Origin of the sequence: Cytobacillus sp. FSL R7-0696, from assembly GCF_038006865.1 — a bacterium.
GTDB lineage: Bacteria > Bacillota > Bacilli > Bacillales > Cytobacillaceae > Cytobacillus > Cytobacillus kochii.
Map to the genome: position 1 here is coordinate 2,059,181 of NZ_JBBOWA010000001.1, position 20,076 is coordinate 2,079,256.

Genomic DNA, 20,076 nt, shown 5'->3' on the forward strand with positions numbered 1-20,076 from the left:
GACGGTGAATTAAACCGTCTCTTCTACCTTTTTCTTTTTGAATCCCTTTTGAGGTAAATTGGATACATAACTATGAAGTGCCATGCCGAGTATTACTAAACTGATCCCAACCGTAGCAGTAGCAGAAGGAAGAGGAGCAGATAAAATGATCACTTCACCAATCATTGCGAAAAGCACTTCAAAGGACTGTGTTGCCTCCACAGCTCCAAGTTTTTGCATGTTGCCTTGAACGAGATCGGTGGCAGCAAAGAATAGTACTGTTGCAAAAACACCGGAAAATAAGGCTACTAACCCCGATTGATAAACTTGACTCATCGATGGCATACCAGCTGTTTGTAAACCAATAAATGCAAGTAAGAGCCAAAAGGGAAGGCTAGCTATTGTCATACCAAGCACTCTTTGATAAGGATCTAAGCGCTTGTTTGTTAAGGCCATCATTTTTCGATTCCCTAGAGGGTAAGCAAACGATGCAATAAGAATGGCTAAGGTGCAAATAAATGTATCTTTCACCGATACAACAGAGGCATGGTCCCATTGGATAACAAATACGCCAACTAAAATAATGAGACTCATGAGTAGTCCTCTAAAAGGAATTTGCCCTTTTATGCGAATGACTCCTTTAGAAGTCTGGCGCATTTCATAAAATAATGGGGCAAGTAGACTGCCAGAAATAATTGTGATTTGCCAGGTGGCAGCAATTAGCCAGCCGGGACCATAGGCAGCAGCAAAACATATAGGGGCATAAAATAGCCCAAATCCAATTGTGCTCCATAGTATCCATTTTCCAGGGGCTTTTTTCATTTCAATCATAAGTGCACGTAAGCTCTTACGGTATAAAACAATGATAAGTAGAAGTGGGATCATAAAGAAGTAACGGAGCGATGCACTCCAATACCAGCTTCCTCCATTCATTTCCATAGCTGCATTTAAAACAAATGTAAAAGCAAAAAAGAATGCGGAGAGTATTCCAATCATAATGGCTTTCATGTGCTGCACCTCATTTTTAAGTAGATAACTTTACTATAGTAAACGATGAAAGATTCATCAATCGAATAACAGAAATTTCTAAAATAATCTAAAGTGGTTTTGACTGAACAAGGCGGCTATACTATAATTAGAATGTTATACGTTGGAATTGAAACTGCATACTGATAGCAGTGATAAGATAGATGCATGTTAATAATGAATTAGAGGTGAATAACCGTGTTTGATCGTCTTCAATCTGTAGAGGAACGCTATGAACGTCTTAATGAATTGCTTAGTGATCCAGAAATAGTAAATGATCCAAAAAAATTACGTGAGTATTCAAAAGAACAGTCTGATATCCAAGAAACAGTGGATACATATCGTGAATATAAAGAAATACATGAACAATATACAGACGCAAAGGCCATGTTGGAAGAGAAACTAGATGCTGAAATGCGTGATATGGTGAAAGAAGAGATTTCTGAATTAGAGGAAAAAGTGGAGCAATTAGAAGAAAAATTAAAAATCCTTCTCATTCCAAAGGACCCTAATGATGACAAAAACGTTATCGTAGAAGTTCGTGGTGCAGCTGGTGGAGATGAAGCTGCACTGTTTGCGGGTGATTTGTACCGTATGTATAGTCGCTATGCTGAAGTCCAAGGTTGGAAAATTGACGTCATTGAAGCAAGTAGTACAGGGGTCGGTGGCTATAAAGAAATTATCTTCATGGTAAACGGCAACGGTGCATACTCTAAATTAAAATATGAGAATGGTGCGCATCGCGTGCAACGTGTACCGGAAACAGAATCAGGCGGTCGCATTCATACGTCTACGGCAACAGTAGCGGTGTTACCTGAAGCAGAAGAAGTGGAAATTGAGCTTCATGATAAGGATATCCGTGTGGATACTTTTGCTTCTAGTGGACCGGGTGGACAAAGTGTTAATACGACTATGTCCGCAGTAAGACTTACCCACCTTCCTACGGGAACTGTCGTTTCTTGTCAGGATGAAAAGTCGCAAATTAAGAACAAAGAAAAAGCGATGAAAGTTTTGCGTGCACGTGTATACGATAAATTCCAACGAGAGGCACAAGCTGAATACGATCAGCAGCGTAAATCAGCTGTAGGGACAGGGGATCGTTCTGAACGTATCCGTACGTATAATTTCCCACAAAACCGTGTAACTGATCACCGAATTGGTTTAACTATCCAAAAGTTAGACCAGATCCTACACGGTAAGATTGATGAAATTATTGATGCTCTTATTTTAGAAGAGCAATCGGCTAAACTAGAAAGTGCGACTAATGAGTAATCGCAGAGTATTCGAAGCCCTTAACTGGGCTTCTTCTTTTTTAGAAGAAAATCAACGGGAAGCATATGCTGCTGAAATTTTACTAAGACATTATATGAAGATGAGTCGAGCTGAATTCTTAACAAGATTACGTGAAGAACTTCCTGAGGAGATCGATCAACTTTTTTCAAAGGCGATACTCACTCATATTGCTGGTGAGCCTATTCAGTATATTATGGGCTATGAGGAGTTTTATGGTAGAAAATTTATGGTGAATAAGGAAGTTCTAATTCCTAGGCCAGAAACAGAGGAGTTAGTCCTTGCTACGCTTGAGCGTATTCGTGCACGTTGGCAAGACGATACAGGATTAAAAGTGGCCGATGTTGGTACAGGTAGCGGTGCAATCGCTATTACTCTGAAACGAGAAAACCCTCAGCTTGATTGTTTTGGAACTGATCTATATCCTGCAAGTTTAGAAGTAGCTAAGGGTAATGGGGCTTATTTAGACGCAGACATAAATTGGATAGTAGGGGACTTGCTGCAGCCTTTTCTCAACTCTGGAGTAAAATTAGATGTAGTTATCTCCAATCCCCCTTATATTCCAACTGCAGATCGTTCGTGGATGTCAGAGATTGTAACTGAACATGAGCCTAATCGTGCCTTGTTTGCTGGAGAGGATGGTTTAGACATCTATCGCCGTTTAGTAAATGAATTACCACATGTACTAAACGAACAAGCACTTGTTGGATTTGAAGTAGGTGCAGGGCAAGGGGAATTGGTCGCAAACTTATTAAAAGGTGCCCTCCCACAAGCACAGGTCGAAGTCGTCTTTGACATCAACGGGAAAGATCGAATGGTTTTCGCTGAAATAAGTGGCTAATGTGAAGAGAGTTTATATCATTAGGAACTAAGTGAAATGTTAAATGGTGTCTGTGTAAAAACCACCGCTCTCTGTAAGGAAATAGGAACAGAGCGCGGTGGAAAAAGAAAAATGACGGCACTTGGTGAAACGTCCAAGAGTAAGACCGTTGCAAAATGAACGGTCCTAGGTAAAAAAGCCAACAGCGGTACAAATGTAAAAACCCCCCAAAGATATTTTCTGCAAGCTTCTCCCATTATAAAAGAAAAAAGACCCGCCATGGACATATGTATGGATTATTAACATAGTAACGCTTGATACATGTTAACTTAATCCGTTTACCATCTAAATGGGGTCTATCTTTCCTTCTTATTTTATAACTTTTTAATTTTAATAGTTTAAGATGTTCTCTTTCTGACCACACTGTGGATAGTGAAGGGATGGTGCAGGAAGATGAAAACGAAATCGATTGTGAACTTATATATCTTAATTTTATCATTAGGTACTTTATTTAGTTTATATATTCCGCAAACAGAGGTAGTGGCTGATGAATCACTAGTCATTCCTAACGAAGCAATCCGTTTAAGAATTCTAGCGAATAGCGATATGGAGAAAGATCAAAAGATTAAACGTGCGGTGAGAGACGAAGTAAATGCAAATATAACAGAGTGGGTATCTGATTTAACCTCTTTAGAAGAAGCAAGAGCATTGATTCAATCAAAATTACCAGAAATCCAAAAAATAGCCGAACGAGTTGTAGCAGAAGCGGGCTCTAAACAAACAGTTAAGACGGAGTTTGATAAAGTAGATTTTCCGACGAAACTTTATGGCCAGTTTTTATACCCTGCTGGTGAGTATGAAGCGATTCTAATTACGCTTGGTGATGGAGACGGTGCGAACTGGTGGTGTGTTTTATTTCCACCATTATGCTTTCTTGATTTTTCAAATGGTGTGGCTGTGAGCGAAGGGTTTAGTGATGAAGAACAGCAAGAGGAAGAATTAGTAGTGGAAGAAGAGAATGTAGAGGAAGAAATGACCGGAAAAGAAGAAGACCCTGTTTATGCAGGTGAACAAGATGAAGAAGAAGTGGAAGTAAAATTCTTTTTAGCAGAGATATGGGATAAGCTATTCGGATAATATTTTAACTCTAGCAAATTTTTAGTTCTATCAATTTCAATTAACTCATATTCATAGACTATAAAATGAGTAGAGGGTGAAGTGAATGAAAACAAGTATTGTAAGAGTTGCACAGAAGCAAGATGAAAACGAGCTCATGAAATTTTTAACAGAAGCGTCAGTTCGATCGGAAGGTGTGGCGGACTTAATTGATTACTTTTTAATTATGGAAGATGAAGAGGGAGAAATAAAAGCGACAATTGGCATCGAACCTTACGAAACGGTTGGTTTGTTACGCTCGCTTGTTATGAAGTCAGAAACAACCGTTCAGACAGATTTATTGTATTTATTGCAACAAATTTTTCTATTAGCAAAAGAAAAAGGGTTATCCACAGTATATTTAGGATCAAATCGCAAAAGTACACTACAATTATTTTTATTAATGGGTTTTCAACAAGTGGATAAATCGGAATTGCCAACATTTTTAGTAGAAAAAGAACATATTAAAAATGTCCAATCTGTGGATAACTCTTTCTTTTTGAAATATTCACTCGAATAATGTGGATATATCCACAAAGTTATACACAAAAACGATGTGTTTATTCACAATTTGTGGATAATACCTTGAGTTATCACCTTGCTTCTTTTATACTGTCTTAGATGATAGACTGAAAATAGGGGGATTTCTCCTATTTAGAATGAAAGATATTGAAGGTGGATAACAATGAAAACAATTAGATGGTCAGTGGATAATAATGTGGATAATTTGAATAGTTACCCACAAATTGTCCAAGCCTCTGATTTACTAAAAGAAAATGAGGTTGTTGCTTTTCCAACTGAAACCGTATATGGGTTAGGTGGGAATGCAAAAAGTGACGGTGCCGTAGAGAAAATCTTTGCTGCCAAAGGAAGACCGGCAGATAATCCCTTAATTATTCATATAGCAAAGAGAATGCAACTGCAGGAACTGGCTGAAGAGATTCCATTAAAGGCAGAGCAATTGATGGATGCCTTTTGGCCAGGACCATTAACGATTATTCTTAAGAAAAAAAGGGGTAGCCTTTCTGATTTAGCAACAGCAGGATTACAAACCGTTGGCTTCCGTATGCCGGATCATCCTGTAGCGTTAGCCATTCTTGCCCAAACGGAATTACCAATAGCTGCTCCAAGTGCAAATAGCTCGGGAAGACCGAGTCCAACAACAGCGGATCACGTGTGGGAAGATTTAGAAGGAAAAATTGCTGGTGTGGTAGACGGAGGAGCTACTGGCGTTGGTGTGGAGTCAACCGTTATTGATTGCACAGAAGAGATACCTGTTATTCTACGGCCGGGTGGTGTGACCAAGGAACAGATGATTGCGGTGATAGGTGAAGTAAAATTAGATCCCGCGCTACATAATCAACAAGCCAAACCAAAATCGCCTGGTATGAAATATACACATTACGCACCAGATGCACCATTAACATTAGTCGATTCAACTCCGATGCAGTTGCAACAATTGATCAATGAAAAAAGGGCAGAAGGACTGCGAGTAGGTGTACTGACAACAGATGAAAATAAAGATTTCTATGAAACGGATGTTGTCCTTTCTATGGGTGCGCGGGAAGCGCTAGATACGGTGGCTGCAGGTTTATACTATGCCTTGAGAGCATTTAATCATGAGAATGTCGATATCATTTTAGGTGAGGTTTTCCCATATGAAGGTGTCGGTGTGGCGATTATGAATCGCTTAGAAAAAGCTGCAGGCCATCGGCGCATTCAATTATAAGTAGACTTGAAGATGAGTGTTTCAGGACCTGAACGAAAATTGTTCAGGTTCTGATTTGTTATCCCTTGTTACCTTAAAAACTAAAACAGAAGCTCAAATGTTGGTTACTAAGATTTTTTCAATGATTCCTATAGCGTGCTATTTCATTAGAAACCCGATAAGTTGTGTGGGTAAAATGATCATATTCCGATTGTATTACTTATTAGCGGAGCATTTTTATTTTGTGCGACTAAAAAAGGAGAACCGTCCTTGATAAGTCGCGAAAAGAGGAAAATTGAGACTAAAAAAGGAGAACCGTCTAAGATAAGTCGTGAAAAGAGGAAATACGCGACTAAAAAAGCAGTGAAACTTTTTATAAGTCGCAAAAAGGCAAGAATCGCGACTGAAAAAGGAGAACCAACTAAGATAAGTCGTGAAAAGGTCAAATACGCGACTAAAAAAGCAGTGAAACTCTTTATAAGTCGCAAAAAGGCAAGAATCGCGACTAAAAAAAGAGAACCGTCTAAGATAAGTCGTGAAAAGAGGAAATACGCGACTAAAAAAGCAGTGAAACTCTTTATAAGTCGCAAAAAGGCAAGAATCGCGACTAAAAAAGGAGAACCAACTAAGATAAGTCGAGAAAAGAGCAAAAGCCCTACTAAAAAAGAAATCTCATGCCAAATCATTCGCGAAAAGCCTACTAAAAATGATTCACCCTGCAAATAATTTACATTTCATCATCTATAAACAACGTTTGTTTCCTTCTTTACTATAAGATATCCACCGCAAGCAACTCTATTGATGCATCTTTGCTAGTGAAGATCACTATGAAAACAGAAAAAATCTACCTTAATTGTGAATCCTCTGGCAAAACAACCATACAAAAAGTCCCCGTATATATGCATTTTGCATGATCCTGCCGCGTAACTACATCTCCCAGCCTATAGAGAGGCGCTGAGTTTTTAACCATCATATTTGATTCTATCGAAGCTGTTTTGTTTTCGCCTAAAAAAACAATTCTAATTCTCCTTGGACATGCATATCTTCAAAAGAGCAAGTCCCGAGGAGGCTAAAGAGATGACGTTGTTAGTAGGTGAAGTCTTAACTTTAAGTTTAATGGCGTTTGCCTTAGGAATGGATGCATTTTCAGTTGGATTAGGTATGGGGATGTACAAATTAAGGTATCGGCAAATATTATATATAGGCTTTACGATTGGAGTATTTCATGTCATCATGCCATTGTTAGGAATGATGGCAGGGAAGTTTTTATCGGTTTATTTTAGTGAGATTGCTACCTATATTGGTGCCGGTTTGTTGATGCTTTTGGGCCTGCAAATGTTCTGGTCAAGCTTAAAGGCTGAAAAAGAAAGTCTGTTAACCCCTGTAGGTTTTGGCTTATTAATTTTTGCTTTAAGTGTAAGTTTAGACAGCTTTTCAGTCGGGCTTACATTAGGTGTATTGGGGGCAAAAACGGCTCTTGTTCTTACATTATTTGGTGTAATTGCGATGGTTCTTACTTGGGCAGGATTAATGATAGGAAGAAGAATGCAAGGGTGGTTCGGTAAATATAGTGAGACACTTGGAGGGGCGATTCTTTTTGCTTTTGGCGTCAAAATGTTATTCATGTAACATGGTTAAAATTTCCTAATAAAAAGCAGTTAAGGTGCGTATTATTGATGTATTTCGACAAAAAATTCTTAAAATTGTCGAAATATGTCGGTGATAGACACCTTATTTTGTCTATATCAAATAGGAGTTTTGGATTATAATGTAAGAGAAGGAGGCGAGCTTTATGGCTCACGTTTTATTTATTTGTACAGGTAACACTTGTCGAAGCCCCATGGCTGAAGCGATATTACGTCATATAGACATTCCTGATGTGAAGGTGAAATCTGCGGGGATTTTTGCAAGTCAAGGTGGACCTGCATCTGCTTATACATCGCAAGTTTTAGAAGAAGAGGGCATAAGCATCAATCATCAATCAGCTCAATTGAATGAAGAGCTTATTCAATGGGCGACACATATATTAGTGATGACTAATGGACATAAACATGCGATTTTATCACATTTTCCTAATGCTAAGGGAAAAGTTTTTTTAATAAAAGAGTTTGCTTATGATGGTAAACAAGAAGATATCATTGATCCATTCGGGGGTACGTTGCAACAATATAAAGAAACCTATAATGAACTACAGGGAAGCATAAGAAAAATAGCAGAAATATTAAAAGATAGGAATCAAGATAAACAAAGATGAACAGGTTGAAGTAGGGGGCAATCATGGAGACGCGTAAGATGAAATTTAGTTTAAGAAAAAAATTGGTTCTTCTCATCTCAGTATTAGCCGTTATTACATACTCAATAAGCGCGATATGTATTCAGTTCGTATATCCTTTAATGGGAAATATGCCGATAAGTAAAGAATTTTTTACGATTATTGTCCTTTTGCTTGGAGCGATATGGTCTGCGATCTTAGCGTTTATTGCAGCAGGGTTTATTACAAAACCACTTAAAGACTTAGAGCATTCTGCTATAAAAGCAGCGAATGGTAATTTACAAGAAAAGGCAAAGGTGTCGCGTTCGGATGATGAAATACGTTCTTTAGGATTAGCCTTTAATCAAATGCTAACGAGTTTAAGAGAAATGATTGAACGAATTGATGAGAACTTTGCTATGACAAATAAAAAAGTGCACGAAATTTCCTCGGAGTCTTCGGTTGCTAATGAGCAGGCTGAAGCAATTGCTACAACTATCTCAGAAATATCTCAAGGAGCAGAAAACTCAGCGGTCGCAACTCAATCTGTTGCCGAACTTGTTGATGAAGTCATTCGAATTGCTGAAGAAGTTCAGGTGCAGGCAAAGCAATCTGAGCAAGTATCTGAAGAGCTTTTCGGTGATCTGAATAAATCCAAACATGCCATGCATTCACTTATTTCTGGAATAGAAAAACTAGCAGTAGGTAATCAGAAATCGTTAGAGACTGTAAAAATTTTAGAAGAAAATGCAGTCAAAGTAGAACAAATTATCCAACTTGTTGGCGATATTGCTACGCAAACAAACTTATTAGCATTAAATGCTTCTATTGAAGCGGCGAGAGCAGGAGAGCATGGGAAGGGCTTTGCTGTAGTAGCCGAAGAAGTGCGCAAGTTGGCTGATGAAAGTGCGAAAGCTGTGCAAGGAATATCGGAATTAATTAAAAACATTCAAGAAGAAGTGCGTAATGTGGTCAGTCAAATTTCTAATCAAGTGGAGTCTGCCAATCAAGAAGCACAAAAAGGGACCGAGACACATGCCGTCATTGAAGAGATGACGCAAACTGTAGATCAAATGAATGCTGCAGTGACCATGATTAAAGATCTAGTAGATAAACAAATGCATGCCATGCAGGAAACTTCAGCCCAATCGCAGCAAGTAGCAGCGATTGCGGAGGAAACGTCTGCTGGTGCACAACAAGTTGCTGCTTCAACTGAGGCTCAAACATCTGTGATTGATACAGTCGACATACTAGTAAAAGAATTACAAGAGCAAGCAAACCAGTTAAAAACAGATATGAATAAATTTAAAGTGTAGCCTACCCAACTGAAAAGTAATTGCATCTTTATAATTTTTAAATTTTGTGTCAAAATAAAGTGATAATCATACAATCAAGTTTGATTGGAGGCATAAAAAAATGAAAGTTGCAATTGCATCAGATCACGGTGGATTAAACATTCGTGCGGAAATAAAATCATTATTAGAAGAACTCAATATTGAATATGAAGATTTTGGTTGTGAGTGTAGTACTTCTGTAGATTACCCTGATTATGCTTTGCCGGTTGCTGAAAAAGTAGCGAGCGGTGAATTTGATAAAGGTATTCTCGTTTGTGGGACAGGGATTGGGATGTCTATAGCAGCCAATAAAGTGAAAGGTATTCGCTGTGCGCTTGTTCATGATACTTTCAGTGCGAAAGCAACCAGACAGCATAATGATAGTAATGTGTTAGCGATGGGAGAAAGAGTCATTGGCCCAGGGCTTGCAAGAGAGATTGCCCAAGTATGGCTTGGCACGGATTATGAAGGCGGTCGTCATCAGAACCGTATTGGGAAGATAGATCAATACGAAAAAGAAAATTTATAAAACTTTGTTGCATATGTTGACTTCATGAAAGGAAGGAAGACATATGCATCTTTTTTATCTATTAGCTAAGGTTATGAATAAATCTGAGAAGAGAGGGAGCATCTGACGATGGAAGAGTTAAAACAACAATGGCGGGATATTTTAACAGAGTTTACACAAAAAGTCTCACTAAACGAAGACAAATTAATTGTTATTGGCTGTAGTACGAGTGAAGTGATGAGTAATCATATCGGCACGGCTGGTTCAGAGGGAGTGGCTGAATTCATCTTTTCAGAACTAATGAACTTACAAAAACAAACAAATGTTCAAATCGCTTTTCAATGCTGTGAGCATTTAAATCGCGCCATTGTTCTCGAACGGGCATCCGCTAAGAAGTATAACTTAGAAGAGGTGAGTGTTGTGCCAATCCGAAAAGCGGGTGGTGCGATGGCGACTTATGCGTTTCAACATTTGGATGACCCTGTTGTAGTCGAGCATATAAAAGCTGATGCAGGGATAGATATCGGTGATACCTTCATTGGCATGCACTTGAAGCATGTGGTTGTACCTATACGTCTTTCATTAAAAGAAGTAGGTGGTGCACACGTCACATTAGCAACGACTAGGCCGAAGTTGATTGGAGGAGAAAGAGCGGTCTACCAATAGAAATAGTCATTGTCTGATCATGTGCCGCTAGCGATAAGTAGATAAATGTCGTATGTTACTCATTATTTCTGCACACCTTTTATTCAAAAATACCAACTTTACCCTCTATTTCATAATCATTTACATGTAACCGTTTTCCGTTAGTATGGATAATTTTTTTCTCTCAATAAACAGTAAGCTTGCCTGTATCCTCCCGAAAAAACATGATAGAATAAAGGAGAATTTTCATAATAGCTATTCATTTTTGATAGTGTGGTAGAGATAAGGGAGGATTATTGTATGAAGCATTTAGCGCAGCAGGACGAGCAAGTTTTCAAATCAATTCAAGATGAATTAGGACGTCAAAGAAGTAAGATTGAATTAATCGCTTCAGAGAACTTTGTGTCAGAGGCGGTAATGGAGGCACAAGGATCTGTTCTCACGAATAAATATGCTGAAGGGTATCCTGGTCGTCGTTACTATGGTGGCTGTGAGCATGTAGATGTAGTGGAAGATTTAGCTAGAGATCGTGCGAAGCAAATCTTTGGAGCTGAGCATGCGAATGTTCAGCCTCATTCAGGTGCGCAAGCGAACATGGCAGTGTACTTCACGATTTTAGAACAAGGTGATACTGTCCTTGGTATGAATCTATCCCACGGTGGCCACTTAACGCACGGGAGTCCTGTAAACTTTAGTGGTGTCCAATATAATTTCGTTGAATATGGTGTAGACGAAACATCTCATACCATCAATTACGATGATGTATTAGCAAAAGCGAAAGAGCATAAACCGAAGCTAATTGTAGCAGGTGCAAGTGCGTATCCTCGTGTAATTGACTTCAAGCATTTCCGTGAAATTGCAGATGAGGTTGGCGCTTATTTAATGGTCGATATGGCTCATATTGCGGGCTTAGTGGCAGCTGGTCTTCACCCTAATCCAGTACCATTCGCTGATTTCGTAACAACAACAACTCATAAAACATTAAGAGGTCCACGTGGTGGTATGATTCTTTGCAAAGAAGAATTTGCGAAAAAAATCGACAAATCGATTTTCCCAGGTATTCAAGGTGGTCCATTAATGCATGTCATTGCCGCTAAAGCTGTAGCTTTCGGAGAGGCATTAGAAGATAGCTTTAAAGAATATGCGGAAAGCATTATCACAAATGCTAAGCATTTAGCAGAGTCACTTAAAAAAGAAGGCATCGACTTAGTATCTGGTGGAACAGATAACCATCTTTTACTTGTAGATGTTCGTTCATTAGGTTTAACAGGTAAAGTAGCAGAAAAAGTACTTGATGAAGTAGGTATTACTGTTAATAAAAATACAATTCCATTTGATCCAGAAAGCCCATTTGTGACAAGTGGGATACGTATTGGTACAGCTGCAGTTACTTCTCGTGGATTTGCAAAGAACGATATGGAAGAGATTGCTTCTATTATCGCGTTCACGTTGAAAAATGCGGAAGACGAAGAAAAGTTAGCTGAAGCTTCACAACGAGTCGAAGCATTAACAAGCAAATTTATTTTATATCCAGAAAGATAATCATCTAGTTTATCCAGCCTTCTCTTGCGGGCTGGATTTTTGTTAAGTTATGCCATCTATAACGAATGTTCTAAAAGCATCTTCAACATTTTCTTTTCTTCCAATGGCAATAAATGTTTCTATGTCAAGAATCGTAGTTGCCCCACAAACATTTTTTCTGTAAAATAGTACGAAGTGTGATTTGTACAATCAGTAAAAGGAGAGATATTTATGGCAAAAGTATATGTTTTCGATCATCCATTAATCCAACATAAGCTTACATACATTCGTGAAAAAAATACAGGTACGAAAGAATTCCGTGAACTCGTTGATGAAGTATCAACTTTGATGGCTTTCGAAATCACGAGAGATATGCCTTTAGAAGAAATTGAAATAGATACACCGGTTCAAAAAACAAATTCAAAAGTGCTTTCTGGAAAGAAAATGGGAATTGTACCAATTTTACGTGCGGGTATTGGGATGGTAGACGGTATTTTGAAATTAATCCCTGCAGCTAAAGTAGGACATGTTGGCCTATATCGTGATCCAGAGACTTTAAAGCCAGTTGAGTACTATGCAAAATTCCCTGGTGATATTGAAGAGCGTGATTTCATTGTTGTTGATCCAATGCTTGCAACAGGCGGATCTGCAATTGAAGCAATCAATTCATTGAAAAAACGCGGTGGAAAAAGCATTAAATTCATGTGTTTAATTGCTGCACCTGAAGGGGTAGAAGCATTAAAAGAAGCCCATCCAGATGTGGATATATATATCGCTGCATTAGATGAAATGTTAAACGAAAAAGGCTACATCGTTCCTGGTCTTGGGGATGCGGGAGATCGTTTATTCGGTACGAAATAATAAAATAAAGTTAATTATAGAAAATGAGCCCGTCCTTGGACGGGCTTTTTTACAAGAAGTGGATCTGATAAAGATCTGTTCGACAGCTGTTTGTCGGAAGGTGAGTGCAACCAGCACTTCATTTAGAAAGGTGGACGAGTGTTTTATGCAAAGACCGATTAAGGTAATGAGTATATTTGGAACAAGACCTGAAGCGATAAAGATGGCACCGCTTATTCTTGAGCTCAACAAGCACCCACAAGACTTTCATTCTATCGTTACAGTGACTGCTCAACATCGAGAAATGCTTGATCAGGTGCTTAGGATTTTTCAAATAGAACCGGATTTTGATTTAAATATTATGAAAGCAAGACAAACGTTAGTAGAAGTGACAAACCGTGTATTGTCTGGTTTAGATGAAGTAATGAAAGAGGTTGAACCAGACATTGTTCTTGTTCATGGGGATACAACAACATCATTTGCGGCCAGTTTAGCAGCTTTTTATAACGGGATTACTGTCGGTCACGTGGAGGCAGGCTTACGCACTTGGAACAAATTTTCTCCTTACCCAGAAGAAATGAATCGTCAGCTGACAGGTGTAATCAGTGATCTTCATTTCTCGCCAACAGAGAAATCGGCCGATAATCTATTGCGGGAAAATAAATCTGCAGAGCAAATATTCATTACGGGTAATACGGCGATTGATGCGTTAAAAACAACAGTTCGACCGGAATATCAGCATGAGATTTTAGAGAAAATTGGTGACGATCGCTTAATCTTGATGACAGCCCATCGCAGGGAAAATCTTGGCGAGCCGATGAGACATATGTTTAAAGCGATCAAAAAAATTGTCGAAACGCATGAAGATGTACAATTAGTATACCCTGTTCACCTAAACCCTGCTGTAAGAGAAGTCGCGAATGAAATTTTACAAGGGCATCCTCGGATTCATTTGATTGAACCACTAGGAATGATCGACTTTCATAATTTTTCCTCGCGTGCCCATTTAATTTTAACTGATTCAGGTGGTGTACAAGAAGAAGCACCATCGCTAGGAGTGCCTGTGTTAGTGTTGCGTGATACAACAGAACGCCCTGAAGGTATTCAAGCAGGTACATTGAAACTCGTTGGTACAGATGAGGAAGTTATCTATGCAAACGCTCATGAACTATTAACTAGTAAACAGGCGTACGATGCGATGTCGAAAGCTTCTAATCCATACGGGGATGGTCACGCTTCTGAAAGAATCGCAGAGGCCATTAGGTATTATTTTCGTGAAGGTTTAAAGAGGCCAGCTCCATTTAAGCCCTTAATATCATAACGCTATTTTTGTAACGGATGTAGCTTTTAACTACTTATGACACTTGATTCTTTTCATTGTGCACTAGACACTCGCTTTTTCGCGAAGATCATATAAGCATCCTCGGATTTTGCCTGCACGGTAACTCGAGGATTTCTGCTCCATTCCACATTGGTTTTAAACACCCTATAATAAAAAAGGTGATTGCCTAAGTTTAAAAAAGGTATTCACCTTTTTTATTTGCGCTTCCCATTAAATTCCGTAGTATAGGGAGGCAAGAAATCGAAGACGCTAACATAAAAAAGGAGGCGTCGTAATGAAGAAAAATCTATTTATTCTCGTTATTATTCTTTTTCTTTTTCCTTGTACGTTAGGTATGAGCGCATCTTCATCTCAACTAATAGTGCCTTCCTTGGATGAAATTCAAACAGAAGAACAAGTAGCTATCATCGTTTATAGTGATGACGCTGACTTACAAGTAGAAAAGGAGAAGCTTAAAGCACAAGGTGTCGCAATAAGATACATATTTAACTATGCCCTCAAAGGATTTTCAGTTGAAGCAACAAATGATAAGTTAGCACAAATAGAAGGGAATCAACCAATTCATCACCTTACGACCGTACAAAATTATACTGTGCAAGCAGAGAATGACAATATTCAGCTGATTGGTGGAGAAGCCATTAGAGGATATTTTGATGATGATAATCACCGCCTCACTGGAGAAGGTGTTAAGGTTGGCGTCATTGATACGGGAATTGATTATCGTCACCCAGATTTACGCATTAGTTATGGTGGTGGGAAAGACCTCGTGGACCAAGATGACGATCCGATGGAAACAGTGAATATGGGACGGTTGGATACATTGCACGGCACCCATGTGGCAGGTATCATTGCAGCCAACGGAAAAGTAAAAGGTGTGGCACCAAAAGCAGAGATTATTGCCTATCGTGCTTTAGGCCCAGGAGGAAGCGGGACGACAGAGCAAGTGTTACAAGCAATAGAACAAGCAATGAAAGATAAAGTAGATGTCATTAATCTTTCATTGGGAAATAATGTGAACGGACCTGATCTCCCTATTAGTCTTGCTTTAAATAAGGCAGTCGATAGTGGAATTGTTGCTGTTACATCATCGGGTAATTCAGGGCCTGGCATATGGAGTGTTGGCTCACCGGGTACGGCTGCCAAAGCTATTTCTGTAGGAGCTTCTACCCCTACATTAAAAGTACCTTATTTACATATTGGTAAAAAAGAAATGAAGTTGTACCCAATGCAAGGAACGATTCCATGGGATTTAAACAAATCATTTGAGTTATATAACGGTGGCATTGGTAAAGAGGAGCAATTAAAAGGGGCTAATGGAAAAGTAGTTATTGTTGAGAGAGGGGAATTAACTTTCACGGAAAAAAGTAAGAATGCCAAAGAAGCAGGAGCAATTGCTTTGCTCATTTACAATAATACACCGGGCTCCTTCATGGGCAATTTAGAAGAGCTGATAGATATCCCGGTTGTGTCCTTAACGAAGGCAGATGGGGAAGAGATTAATCAAGAGCTTTCACAAGCTAAAAGATTATATGGACAAACAGTGATAAAGGAAGAAAAAGACATCTTAGCTGAATTTAGCTCAAGGGGTCCTGTGACTTCTACTTGGGAAATAAAGCCCGATGTGGTTGCACCAGGAGTAGCCATTAATAGTACGGTACCTGGTGGGTACACACCATTACAAGGAACAAGTATGGCAGCGCCTCATGTGGCGGGGGCAGCTGCTTTGTTAATACAGGCTCATCCTGATTGGCGACCTGAACAAGTAAAAGCAGCACTCATGAATACAGCCTTATCTATGGTGAATGAAGATGGTACACCTTACCGGACTTTTGAACAAGGTGCGGGCCGGATTCAATTGAAGGAAGCATTAATGACATCCACATTGATCTATCCATCGTCCATACAGTTTGGTAAGTTTAAGTTATCAGAACAACATCATGACCATGTAGCAAAAATTACGGTAGAAAATACAACCGATGAAAAGCAGTCCTATGCTTTTGAAATCCCGAAAAAACAAAAGGGGATTGAATGGCGTCTACCATTATCATTTATGCTTGAGCCTAAGGAGAAGAAAACCATTCGTTTACATATGATCGTTAATCCGAAAGAACTCACTGAAAAACTGGCAGACGGTACGATTCGATTGAATAGTAATAAGCAAACGATTCAGCTTCCTTATTTATACGTATTGGAAGAACCGGATTATCCCCGTGTCATGGGCTTTAGTTTTGGTAAAGGTGATAGTAAGAAAACGTATCGCTATGAAGTATATTTACCAGGTGGAGCTGAAGAGTTTGGGATTGCTTTATTCGATTCAACTTCATTAACTTTTATAGGCATGCTCGATTGGAAGAAAGATGTAAAGAAAGGCCAGGTAGAAGAGGATTTAGTCATAAGCGATTTACCACAACCTGGTTTGTATATTGCAAAAGTATTTGCTCGCAAATCTGGACAAGAAGATTGGATAGAGACCCGTTTATTCATTGGGGCTAATGGTGAATTAGAAATGATAGGGAATTAAGCAGTATAAAATTATTATAATTGAAAAACAATTGGCAAAAATAACGCATAAATTTTCTGAATTTGCAAGAAAAATCTAGTGAAGATTTTATGAAAAAAGTGTGAACATCCATATTTTGCCCAAAAGAGAACTGGCGAAATTCCCATTAAACGCATTGACATTGACATGCCCCTATTGTATGCTTACAAAGGGTATTATTGATAAGGTTTTCATGAGCAGATTTTATAGTTTTATATCATATGAAATTGACGATTTAACATACTGCTTTCCTCAGAAAACCTCTTACCATTCTCGACTGAGAGGATGCGTTTTAATGCGTCATAATGACCGTCGCCCTTTTAAAGCGATGGCACTCATGTCCGCCATTCTTTCCCAATTAGTAGGCGCCATCCTTCTAGGTGTTTTTGCTGGAAGATGGTTCGATCGGTTACTAGAGACCGAACCACTGTTTCTAATAATCGGTTTATTACTAGGTTTGACCGTGGGCATTTATGCCATGCTTCGTTTAATCCAACAATTTTTTTCAGGAGAATAAACAAATATGCCGGAAATACAAGAAAGATTCAGTAGACAACGTAAATACATGCTTTTCTTGTTGTCGTTCTTTGTACTCGGCTGGGGCTTTACGTCTTATCAATCTATCTTTCTTGGCCTGATTTTGGGAACCGTTCTCAGCTTCTTTAATCTTTGGTTAATTGTAAGGAAGATGATTCAGTTCCGAGAAGCAGTAGAGAAAGAGCAAAAGGTGCGTTCACTAGGAACAATGTCGCGAATGGCATCTGCCGCTTTGGCAGTTATCATCGCACTGGAGTATCCAGCGTATTTTCACCTTATAAGTGTAGTGTTGGGATTAATGACGTCCTATTTAGTCATTATGATAGATTTTTTTCTTCAATCTTTTCATTTACGTAAAAAGCGGGAAGAGAGGTGAATAATTTATGGATCATGGAGCTCCATTGAGAGAATTTATGGGGTTAAACTTCAACTTATCTAATATTCTGATGATAACAGTAGCAAGTGCGATAGTTTTCTTAATTGCTGTCATTTCAACTCGTCGTTTAGCAATGAAGCCGACAGGCATGCAAAACTTTTTTGAATGGGTGATGGACTTCGTTAAGAACATCATCAACAGCAACATGGCATGGAAAGATGGTGGTAGATTCCACGTGCTTGGAATTACACTCATCATGTACGTATTTGTATCGAACATGCTAGGACTTCCATTTGCAGTCACCTATAACCACGAGCTATGGTGGAAATCACCAACAGCTGATCCGGTCGTAACGCTTACACTAGCAGCGATGGTGGTAGGTCTTTCACATTATTATGGTGTGAGAGTGAAGGGTCTGAAAGAATATGGGAAAGATTTCTTCAAGCCAATGTGGTTTATGTTCCCATTGAAAATCATTGAAGAGTTTGCCAACACATTAACACTTGGTTTGCGTCTTTACGGTAATATTTATGCAGGGGAAATCCTACTGACATTACTTGCAGGATCACTTGCAACAGGGTTCTTAGGACATGCTGTAGCAGTATTACCAACATTATTATGGATGGGATTCTCCGTATTTATCGGTGCTATCCAAGCATTTATTTTCTGTATGTTAACAATGGTTTATATGTCTCACAAAGTGAGTCACGACCATTAATATATACCTGTTCATTACATGAACAAAACATGTTTGTTAAAAATAATTATATTCCAAAATTTTAAGGAGGAAACAAATAATGGGTCTTATAGCAGCAGCAATCGCAATCGGTTTAGCAGCACTTGGTGCAGGTATTGGTAACGGATTAATCGTTTCAAAAACAGTTGAAGGTATGGCACGTCAACCAGAAGCTCGTGGTATGCTTCAAACTACTATGTTCATCGGGGTAGCGTTAGTTGAGGCGATTCCGATCATCGGCGTAGTTATCGCATTCATGGTTATCGGTGGCTAATTTTTTGTATTTGTAAAATGGCGAAGATCATCACAAGTGGACCTTCGCCTTTCCTTTATGTGAAAATCAATCGAATGACTTTAAAATAGTTTGACCTTAAGTGAACGTCTCTTGAAGGGAGTGAATCGAGGGTGTTATTAGATAGTTATGTATTAGGTGCATCTGGCGGCTTTAATGGTGGCGACATCGTATTCCAATTGATTATGTTCATCATTTTGTTAGCTTTAATTAAAAAGTTTGCATGGGGCCCACTTATGGGAATCATGAACCAACGTGAAGAACATATCGCTGGTGAAATTGAAGCAGCAGAAGCAAGTCGTGTAGAGGCGAAGAAATTACTAGAAGAGCAAAAACTTCTATTAAAAGAAGCGCGTACAGAAGCGCAAACGTTAATTGAAAGCGCGAAAAAGCAAGGTGAAGCGCAACGCGAAGAGATAATTGTTGCGGCACGTGCTGAAGGCGATCGTTTGAAAAATTCTGCAAAACTTGAAATCGAGCAGCAAAAAGAACAAGCTGTATCAGCTATTCGTGAACAAGTTGCTTCATTATCTGTCCTAGTTGCTTCGAAAGTCATTGAGAAGGAATTAAGTGCAGCCGATCAAGAAAAACTAATTAACGAATATATTCAAGAGGCAGGCGAGAAGCAATGACGAGCTCAATAGTGGCAAAACGTTACGCGTTAGCTCTATTCCAGCTTGCGAATGAACATCAGCTTCTTGACCAAATGGAAGATGAGCTTCGTGCAGTGAAAGACGTAGTGAATCATGACTCTGAATTTAAAGCAGTGCTAAAGACTCCTAAGCTCTCTATTCAAAAAAAGAAAGAGATCGTAAAAGAAGCTTTTGCATCTGTTAACACATATGTGATAAACACTTTACTCATCATGGTGGAGCGTCATCGTGAAGATGAAATCACCGGTATGGTCGAGCATTTCTTAGACCTATCTGATGAGCAAAAAGGAATTGCTGAAGCGAAAGTTTACTCTGTTCGTCCTTTAACTGATGAAGAGAGAAGCGCTTTATCTGCAACATTTGCAGCTAAAGTGGGCAAGCAATCCCTTCGTATAGAAAATATCGTTGATTCAAATTTATTGGGCGGTGTCAAGCTTCGCATAGGAAACAAGATTTTCGATGGCAGCTTACGTGGCAAGCTAGATAGACTTGAGCGACAATTGTTAGGCTAAGATTCGTAGATA

22 protein-coding genes are annotated in these 20,076 nt (G+C 39.0%); 21 read left to right on the forward strand and 1 reads right to left on the reverse strand.

The annotated features are described in order from the left end of the window. Nucleotides 1-9: 9 nt before the first annotated feature. Nucleotides 10-987: a DMT family transporter gene (locus MKX29_RS10650; protein ID WP_224936771.1), complete on the reverse strand. Its 978-nt coding sequence runs from the start codon at nucleotides 985-987 to the stop codon at nucleotides 10-12. Nucleotides 988-1,203: 216 nt separating this feature from the next. On the opposite strand from MKX29_RS10650, the gene prfA reads away from it, so the two are divergent. From prfA to MKX29_RS10755, 21 genes are all read left to right on the forward strand, one after another. Beyond that, nucleotides 1,204-2,277 (forward strand): peptide chain release factor 1, encoded by a 1,074-nt coding sequence (gene prfA, locus MKX29_RS10655; protein ID WP_191816256.1) that lies wholly within the window; start codon nucleotides 1,204-1,206, stop codon nucleotides 2,275-2,277. Next, nucleotides 2,270-3,136 (forward strand): peptide chain release factor N(5)-glutamine methyltransferase, encoded by an 867-nt coding sequence (prmC, locus tag MKX29_RS10660; RefSeq protein WP_281203259.1) that lies wholly within the window; start codon nucleotides 2,270-2,272, stop codon nucleotides 3,134-3,136. Before prfA ends, prmC begins: the two co-directional genes overlap by 8 nt. A gap of 432 nt (nucleotides 3,137-3,568) precedes the next feature. Next, the gene (gene spoIIR, locus MKX29_RS10665) at nucleotides 3,569-4,252 is read left to right on the forward strand and encodes a stage II sporulation protein R (RefSeq protein ID WP_341105433.1); all 684 of its coding nucleotides are present in this window, start codon (nucleotides 3,569-3,571) and stop codon (nucleotides 4,250-4,252) included. An 85-nt stretch (nucleotides 4,253-4,337) separates the two neighbouring features. Beyond that, complete coding sequence (locus MKX29_RS10670; protein ID WP_224936767.1) at nucleotides 4,338-4,790, forward strand: GNAT family N-acetyltransferase; 453 nt, start codon at nucleotides 4,338-4,340, stop codon at nucleotides 4,788-4,790. A gap of 165 nt (nucleotides 4,791-4,955) precedes the next feature. Next, on the forward strand, nucleotides 4,956-5,999 hold the full coding sequence (locus MKX29_RS10675; RefSeq protein ID WP_251162317.1) for an L-threonylcarbamoyladenylate synthase: 1,044 nt from the start codon (nucleotides 4,956-4,958) through the stop codon (nucleotides 5,997-5,999). Between the two features lie 249 nt (nucleotides 6,000-6,248). After that, on the forward strand, nucleotides 6,249-6,704 hold the full coding sequence (locus tag MKX29_RS10680) for a hypothetical protein (protein ID WP_341105436.1): 456 nt from the start codon (nucleotides 6,249-6,251) through the stop codon (nucleotides 6,702-6,704). 351 nt (nucleotides 6,705-7,055) lie between these two features. Continuing rightward, the gene (locus MKX29_RS10685; RefSeq protein ID WP_281203295.1) at nucleotides 7,056-7,607 is read left to right on the forward strand and encodes a manganese efflux pump MntP; all 552 of its coding nucleotides are present in this window, start codon (nucleotides 7,056-7,058) and stop codon (nucleotides 7,605-7,607) included. 163 nt (nucleotides 7,608-7,770) lie between these two features. Continuing rightward, complete coding sequence (locus MKX29_RS10690; protein ID WP_224936764.1) at nucleotides 7,771-8,232, forward strand: low molecular weight protein arginine phosphatase; 462 nt, start codon at nucleotides 7,771-7,773, stop codon at nucleotides 8,230-8,232. 23 nt (nucleotides 8,233-8,255) lie between these two features. Then, entirely contained in the window at nucleotides 8,256-9,545 is a 1,290-nt protein-coding gene (locus MKX29_RS10695) for a methyl-accepting chemotaxis protein (protein WP_281203296.1), read from the forward strand. A gap of 100 nt (nucleotides 9,546-9,645) precedes the next feature. Beyond that, nucleotides 9,646-10,092 carry a ribose 5-phosphate isomerase B gene (rpiB, locus tag MKX29_RS10700; protein ID WP_281203297.1) on the forward strand — a complete coding sequence of 149 codons (447 nt, stop codon included), beginning with the start codon at nucleotides 9,646-9,648 and terminating at the stop codon, nucleotides 10,090-10,092. A gap of 108 nt (nucleotides 10,093-10,200) precedes the next feature. Further along, nucleotides 10,201-10,737 carry a TIGR01440 family protein gene (locus tag MKX29_RS10705; RefSeq protein WP_281203298.1) on the forward strand — a complete coding sequence of 179 codons (537 nt, stop codon included), beginning with the start codon at nucleotides 10,201-10,203 and terminating at the stop codon, nucleotides 10,735-10,737. Nucleotides 10,738-11,016: 279 nt separating this feature from the next. Beyond that, nucleotides 11,017-12,258 carry a serine hydroxymethyltransferase gene (gene glyA / locus MKX29_RS10710; protein WP_341105442.1) on the forward strand — a complete coding sequence of 414 codons (1,242 nt, stop codon included), beginning with the start codon at nucleotides 11,017-11,019 and terminating at the stop codon, nucleotides 12,256-12,258. A gap of 210 nt (nucleotides 12,259-12,468) precedes the next feature. After that, nucleotides 12,469-13,098, forward strand: coding sequence for a uracil phosphoribosyltransferase (gene upp, locus MKX29_RS10715; RefSeq protein WP_095371583.1), 630 nt, complete (start codon nucleotides 12,469-12,471; stop codon nucleotides 13,096-13,098). Between the two features lie 145 nt (nucleotides 13,099-13,243). Further along, the gene (gene wecB, locus MKX29_RS10720; protein ID WP_224936760.1) at nucleotides 13,244-14,398 is read left to right on the forward strand and encodes a non-hydrolyzing UDP-N-acetylglucosamine 2-epimerase; all 1,155 of its coding nucleotides are present in this window, start codon (nucleotides 13,244-13,246) and stop codon (nucleotides 14,396-14,398) included. Nucleotides 14,399-14,693: 295 nt separating this feature from the next. Then, a complete protein-coding gene (locus MKX29_RS10725) occupies nucleotides 14,694-16,940 on the forward strand; it encodes a S8 family serine peptidase (RefSeq protein WP_281203300.1) in 2,247 nt (748 codons plus the stop codon). A gap of 313 nt (nucleotides 16,941-17,253) precedes the next feature. Further along, nucleotides 17,254-17,475: an AtpZ/AtpI family protein gene (locus MKX29_RS10730; protein ID WP_095371586.1), complete on the forward strand. Its 222-nt coding sequence runs from the start codon at nucleotides 17,254-17,256 to the stop codon at nucleotides 17,473-17,475. 6 nt (nucleotides 17,476-17,481) lie between these two features. Then, entirely contained in the window at nucleotides 17,482-17,871 is a 390-nt protein-coding gene (locus MKX29_RS10735) for an ATP synthase subunit I (RefSeq protein ID WP_095371587.1), read from the forward strand. A 7-nt stretch (nucleotides 17,872-17,878) separates the two neighbouring features. After that, a complete protein-coding gene (gene atpB / locus MKX29_RS10740) occupies nucleotides 17,879-18,589 on the forward strand; it encodes a F0F1 ATP synthase subunit A (protein ID WP_281203301.1) in 711 nt (236 codons plus the stop codon). Nucleotides 18,590-18,668: 79 nt separating this feature from the next. Beyond that, nucleotides 18,669-18,881 carry a F0F1 ATP synthase subunit C gene (gene atpE / locus MKX29_RS10745; RefSeq protein ID WP_095371589.1) on the forward strand — a complete coding sequence of 71 codons (213 nt, stop codon included), beginning with the start codon at nucleotides 18,669-18,671 and terminating at the stop codon, nucleotides 18,879-18,881. A 131-nt stretch (nucleotides 18,882-19,012) separates the two neighbouring features. Next, a complete protein-coding gene (locus tag MKX29_RS10750; RefSeq protein WP_224936757.1) occupies nucleotides 19,013-19,531 on the forward strand; it encodes a F0F1 ATP synthase subunit B in 519 nt (172 codons plus the stop codon). Beyond that, a complete protein-coding gene (locus MKX29_RS10755; protein WP_224936756.1) occupies nucleotides 19,528-20,064 on the forward strand; it encodes a F0F1 ATP synthase subunit delta in 537 nt (178 codons plus the stop codon). Before MKX29_RS10750 ends, MKX29_RS10755 begins: the two co-directional genes overlap by 4 nt. Nucleotides 20,065-20,076: the final 12 nt, after the last annotated feature.

Excerpts from the sequence above, each read along its gene's own strand:
- MKX29_RS10695 (WP_281203296.1), top strand. The coding sequence starts at position 8,256 with ATGGAGACGCGTAAGATGAAATTTAGTTTAAGAAAAAAATTGGTTCTT.
- MKX29_RS10685 (WP_281203295.1), top strand. The coding sequence starts at position 7,056 with ATGACGTTGTTAGTAGGTGAAGTCTTAACTTTAAGTTTAATGGCGTTT.
- glyA (WP_341105442.1), top strand. The coding sequence starts at position 11,017 with ATGAAGCATTTAGCGCAGCAGGACGAGCAAGTTTTCAAATCAATTCAA.
- MKX29_RS10755 (WP_224936756.1), top strand. The coding sequence starts at position 19,528 with ATGACGAGCTCAATAGTGGCAAAACGTTACGCGTTAGCTCTATTCCAG.
- MKX29_RS10650 (WP_224936771.1), bottom strand. The coding sequence starts at position 987 with ATGAAAGCCATTATGATTGGAATACTCTCCGCATTCTTTTTTGCTTTT.
- atpB (WP_281203301.1), top strand. The coding sequence starts at position 17,879 with ATGGATCATGGAGCTCCATTGAGAGAATTTATGGGGTTAAACTTCAAC.
- MKX29_RS10675 (WP_251162317.1), top strand. The coding sequence starts at position 4,956 with ATGAAAACAATTAGATGGTCAGTGGATAATAATGTGGATAATTTGAAT.
- MKX29_RS10690 (WP_224936764.1), top strand. The coding sequence starts at position 7,771 with ATGGCTCACGTTTTATTTATTTGTACAGGTAACACTTGTCGAAGCCCC.
- MKX29_RS10705 (WP_281203298.1), top strand. The coding sequence starts at position 10,201 with ATGGAAGAGTTAAAACAACAATGGCGGGATATTTTAACAGAGTTTACA.
- MKX29_RS10670 (WP_224936767.1), top strand. The coding sequence starts at position 4,338 with ATGAAAACAAGTATTGTAAGAGTTGCACAGAAGCAAGATGAAAACGAG.
- upp (WP_095371583.1), top strand. The coding sequence starts at position 12,469 with ATGGCAAAAGTATATGTTTTCGATCATCCATTAATCCAACATAAGCTT.
- MKX29_RS10735 (WP_095371587.1), top strand. The coding sequence starts at position 17,482 with ATGCCGGAAATACAAGAAAGATTCAGTAGACAACGTAAATACATGCTT.
- wecB (WP_224936760.1), top strand. The coding sequence starts at position 13,244 with ATGCAAAGACCGATTAAGGTAATGAGTATATTTGGAACAAGACCTGAA.
- MKX29_RS10725 (WP_281203300.1), top strand. The coding sequence starts at position 14,694 with ATGAAGAAAAATCTATTTATTCTCGTTATTATTCTTTTTCTTTTTCCT.
- rpiB (WP_281203297.1), top strand. The coding sequence starts at position 9,646 with ATGAAAGTTGCAATTGCATCAGATCACGGTGGATTAAACATTCGTGCG.
- spoIIR (WP_341105433.1), top strand. The coding sequence starts at position 3,569 with ATGAAAACGAAATCGATTGTGAACTTATATATCTTAATTTTATCATTA.
- MKX29_RS10730 (WP_095371586.1), top strand. The coding sequence starts at position 17,254 with ATGCGTCATAATGACCGTCGCCCTTTTAAAGCGATGGCACTCATGTCC.
- atpE (WP_095371589.1), top strand. The coding sequence starts at position 18,669 with ATGGGTCTTATAGCAGCAGCAATCGCAATCGGTTTAGCAGCACTTGGT.
- prmC (WP_281203259.1), top strand. The coding sequence starts at position 2,270 with ATGAGTAATCGCAGAGTATTCGAAGCCCTTAACTGGGCTTCTTCTTTT.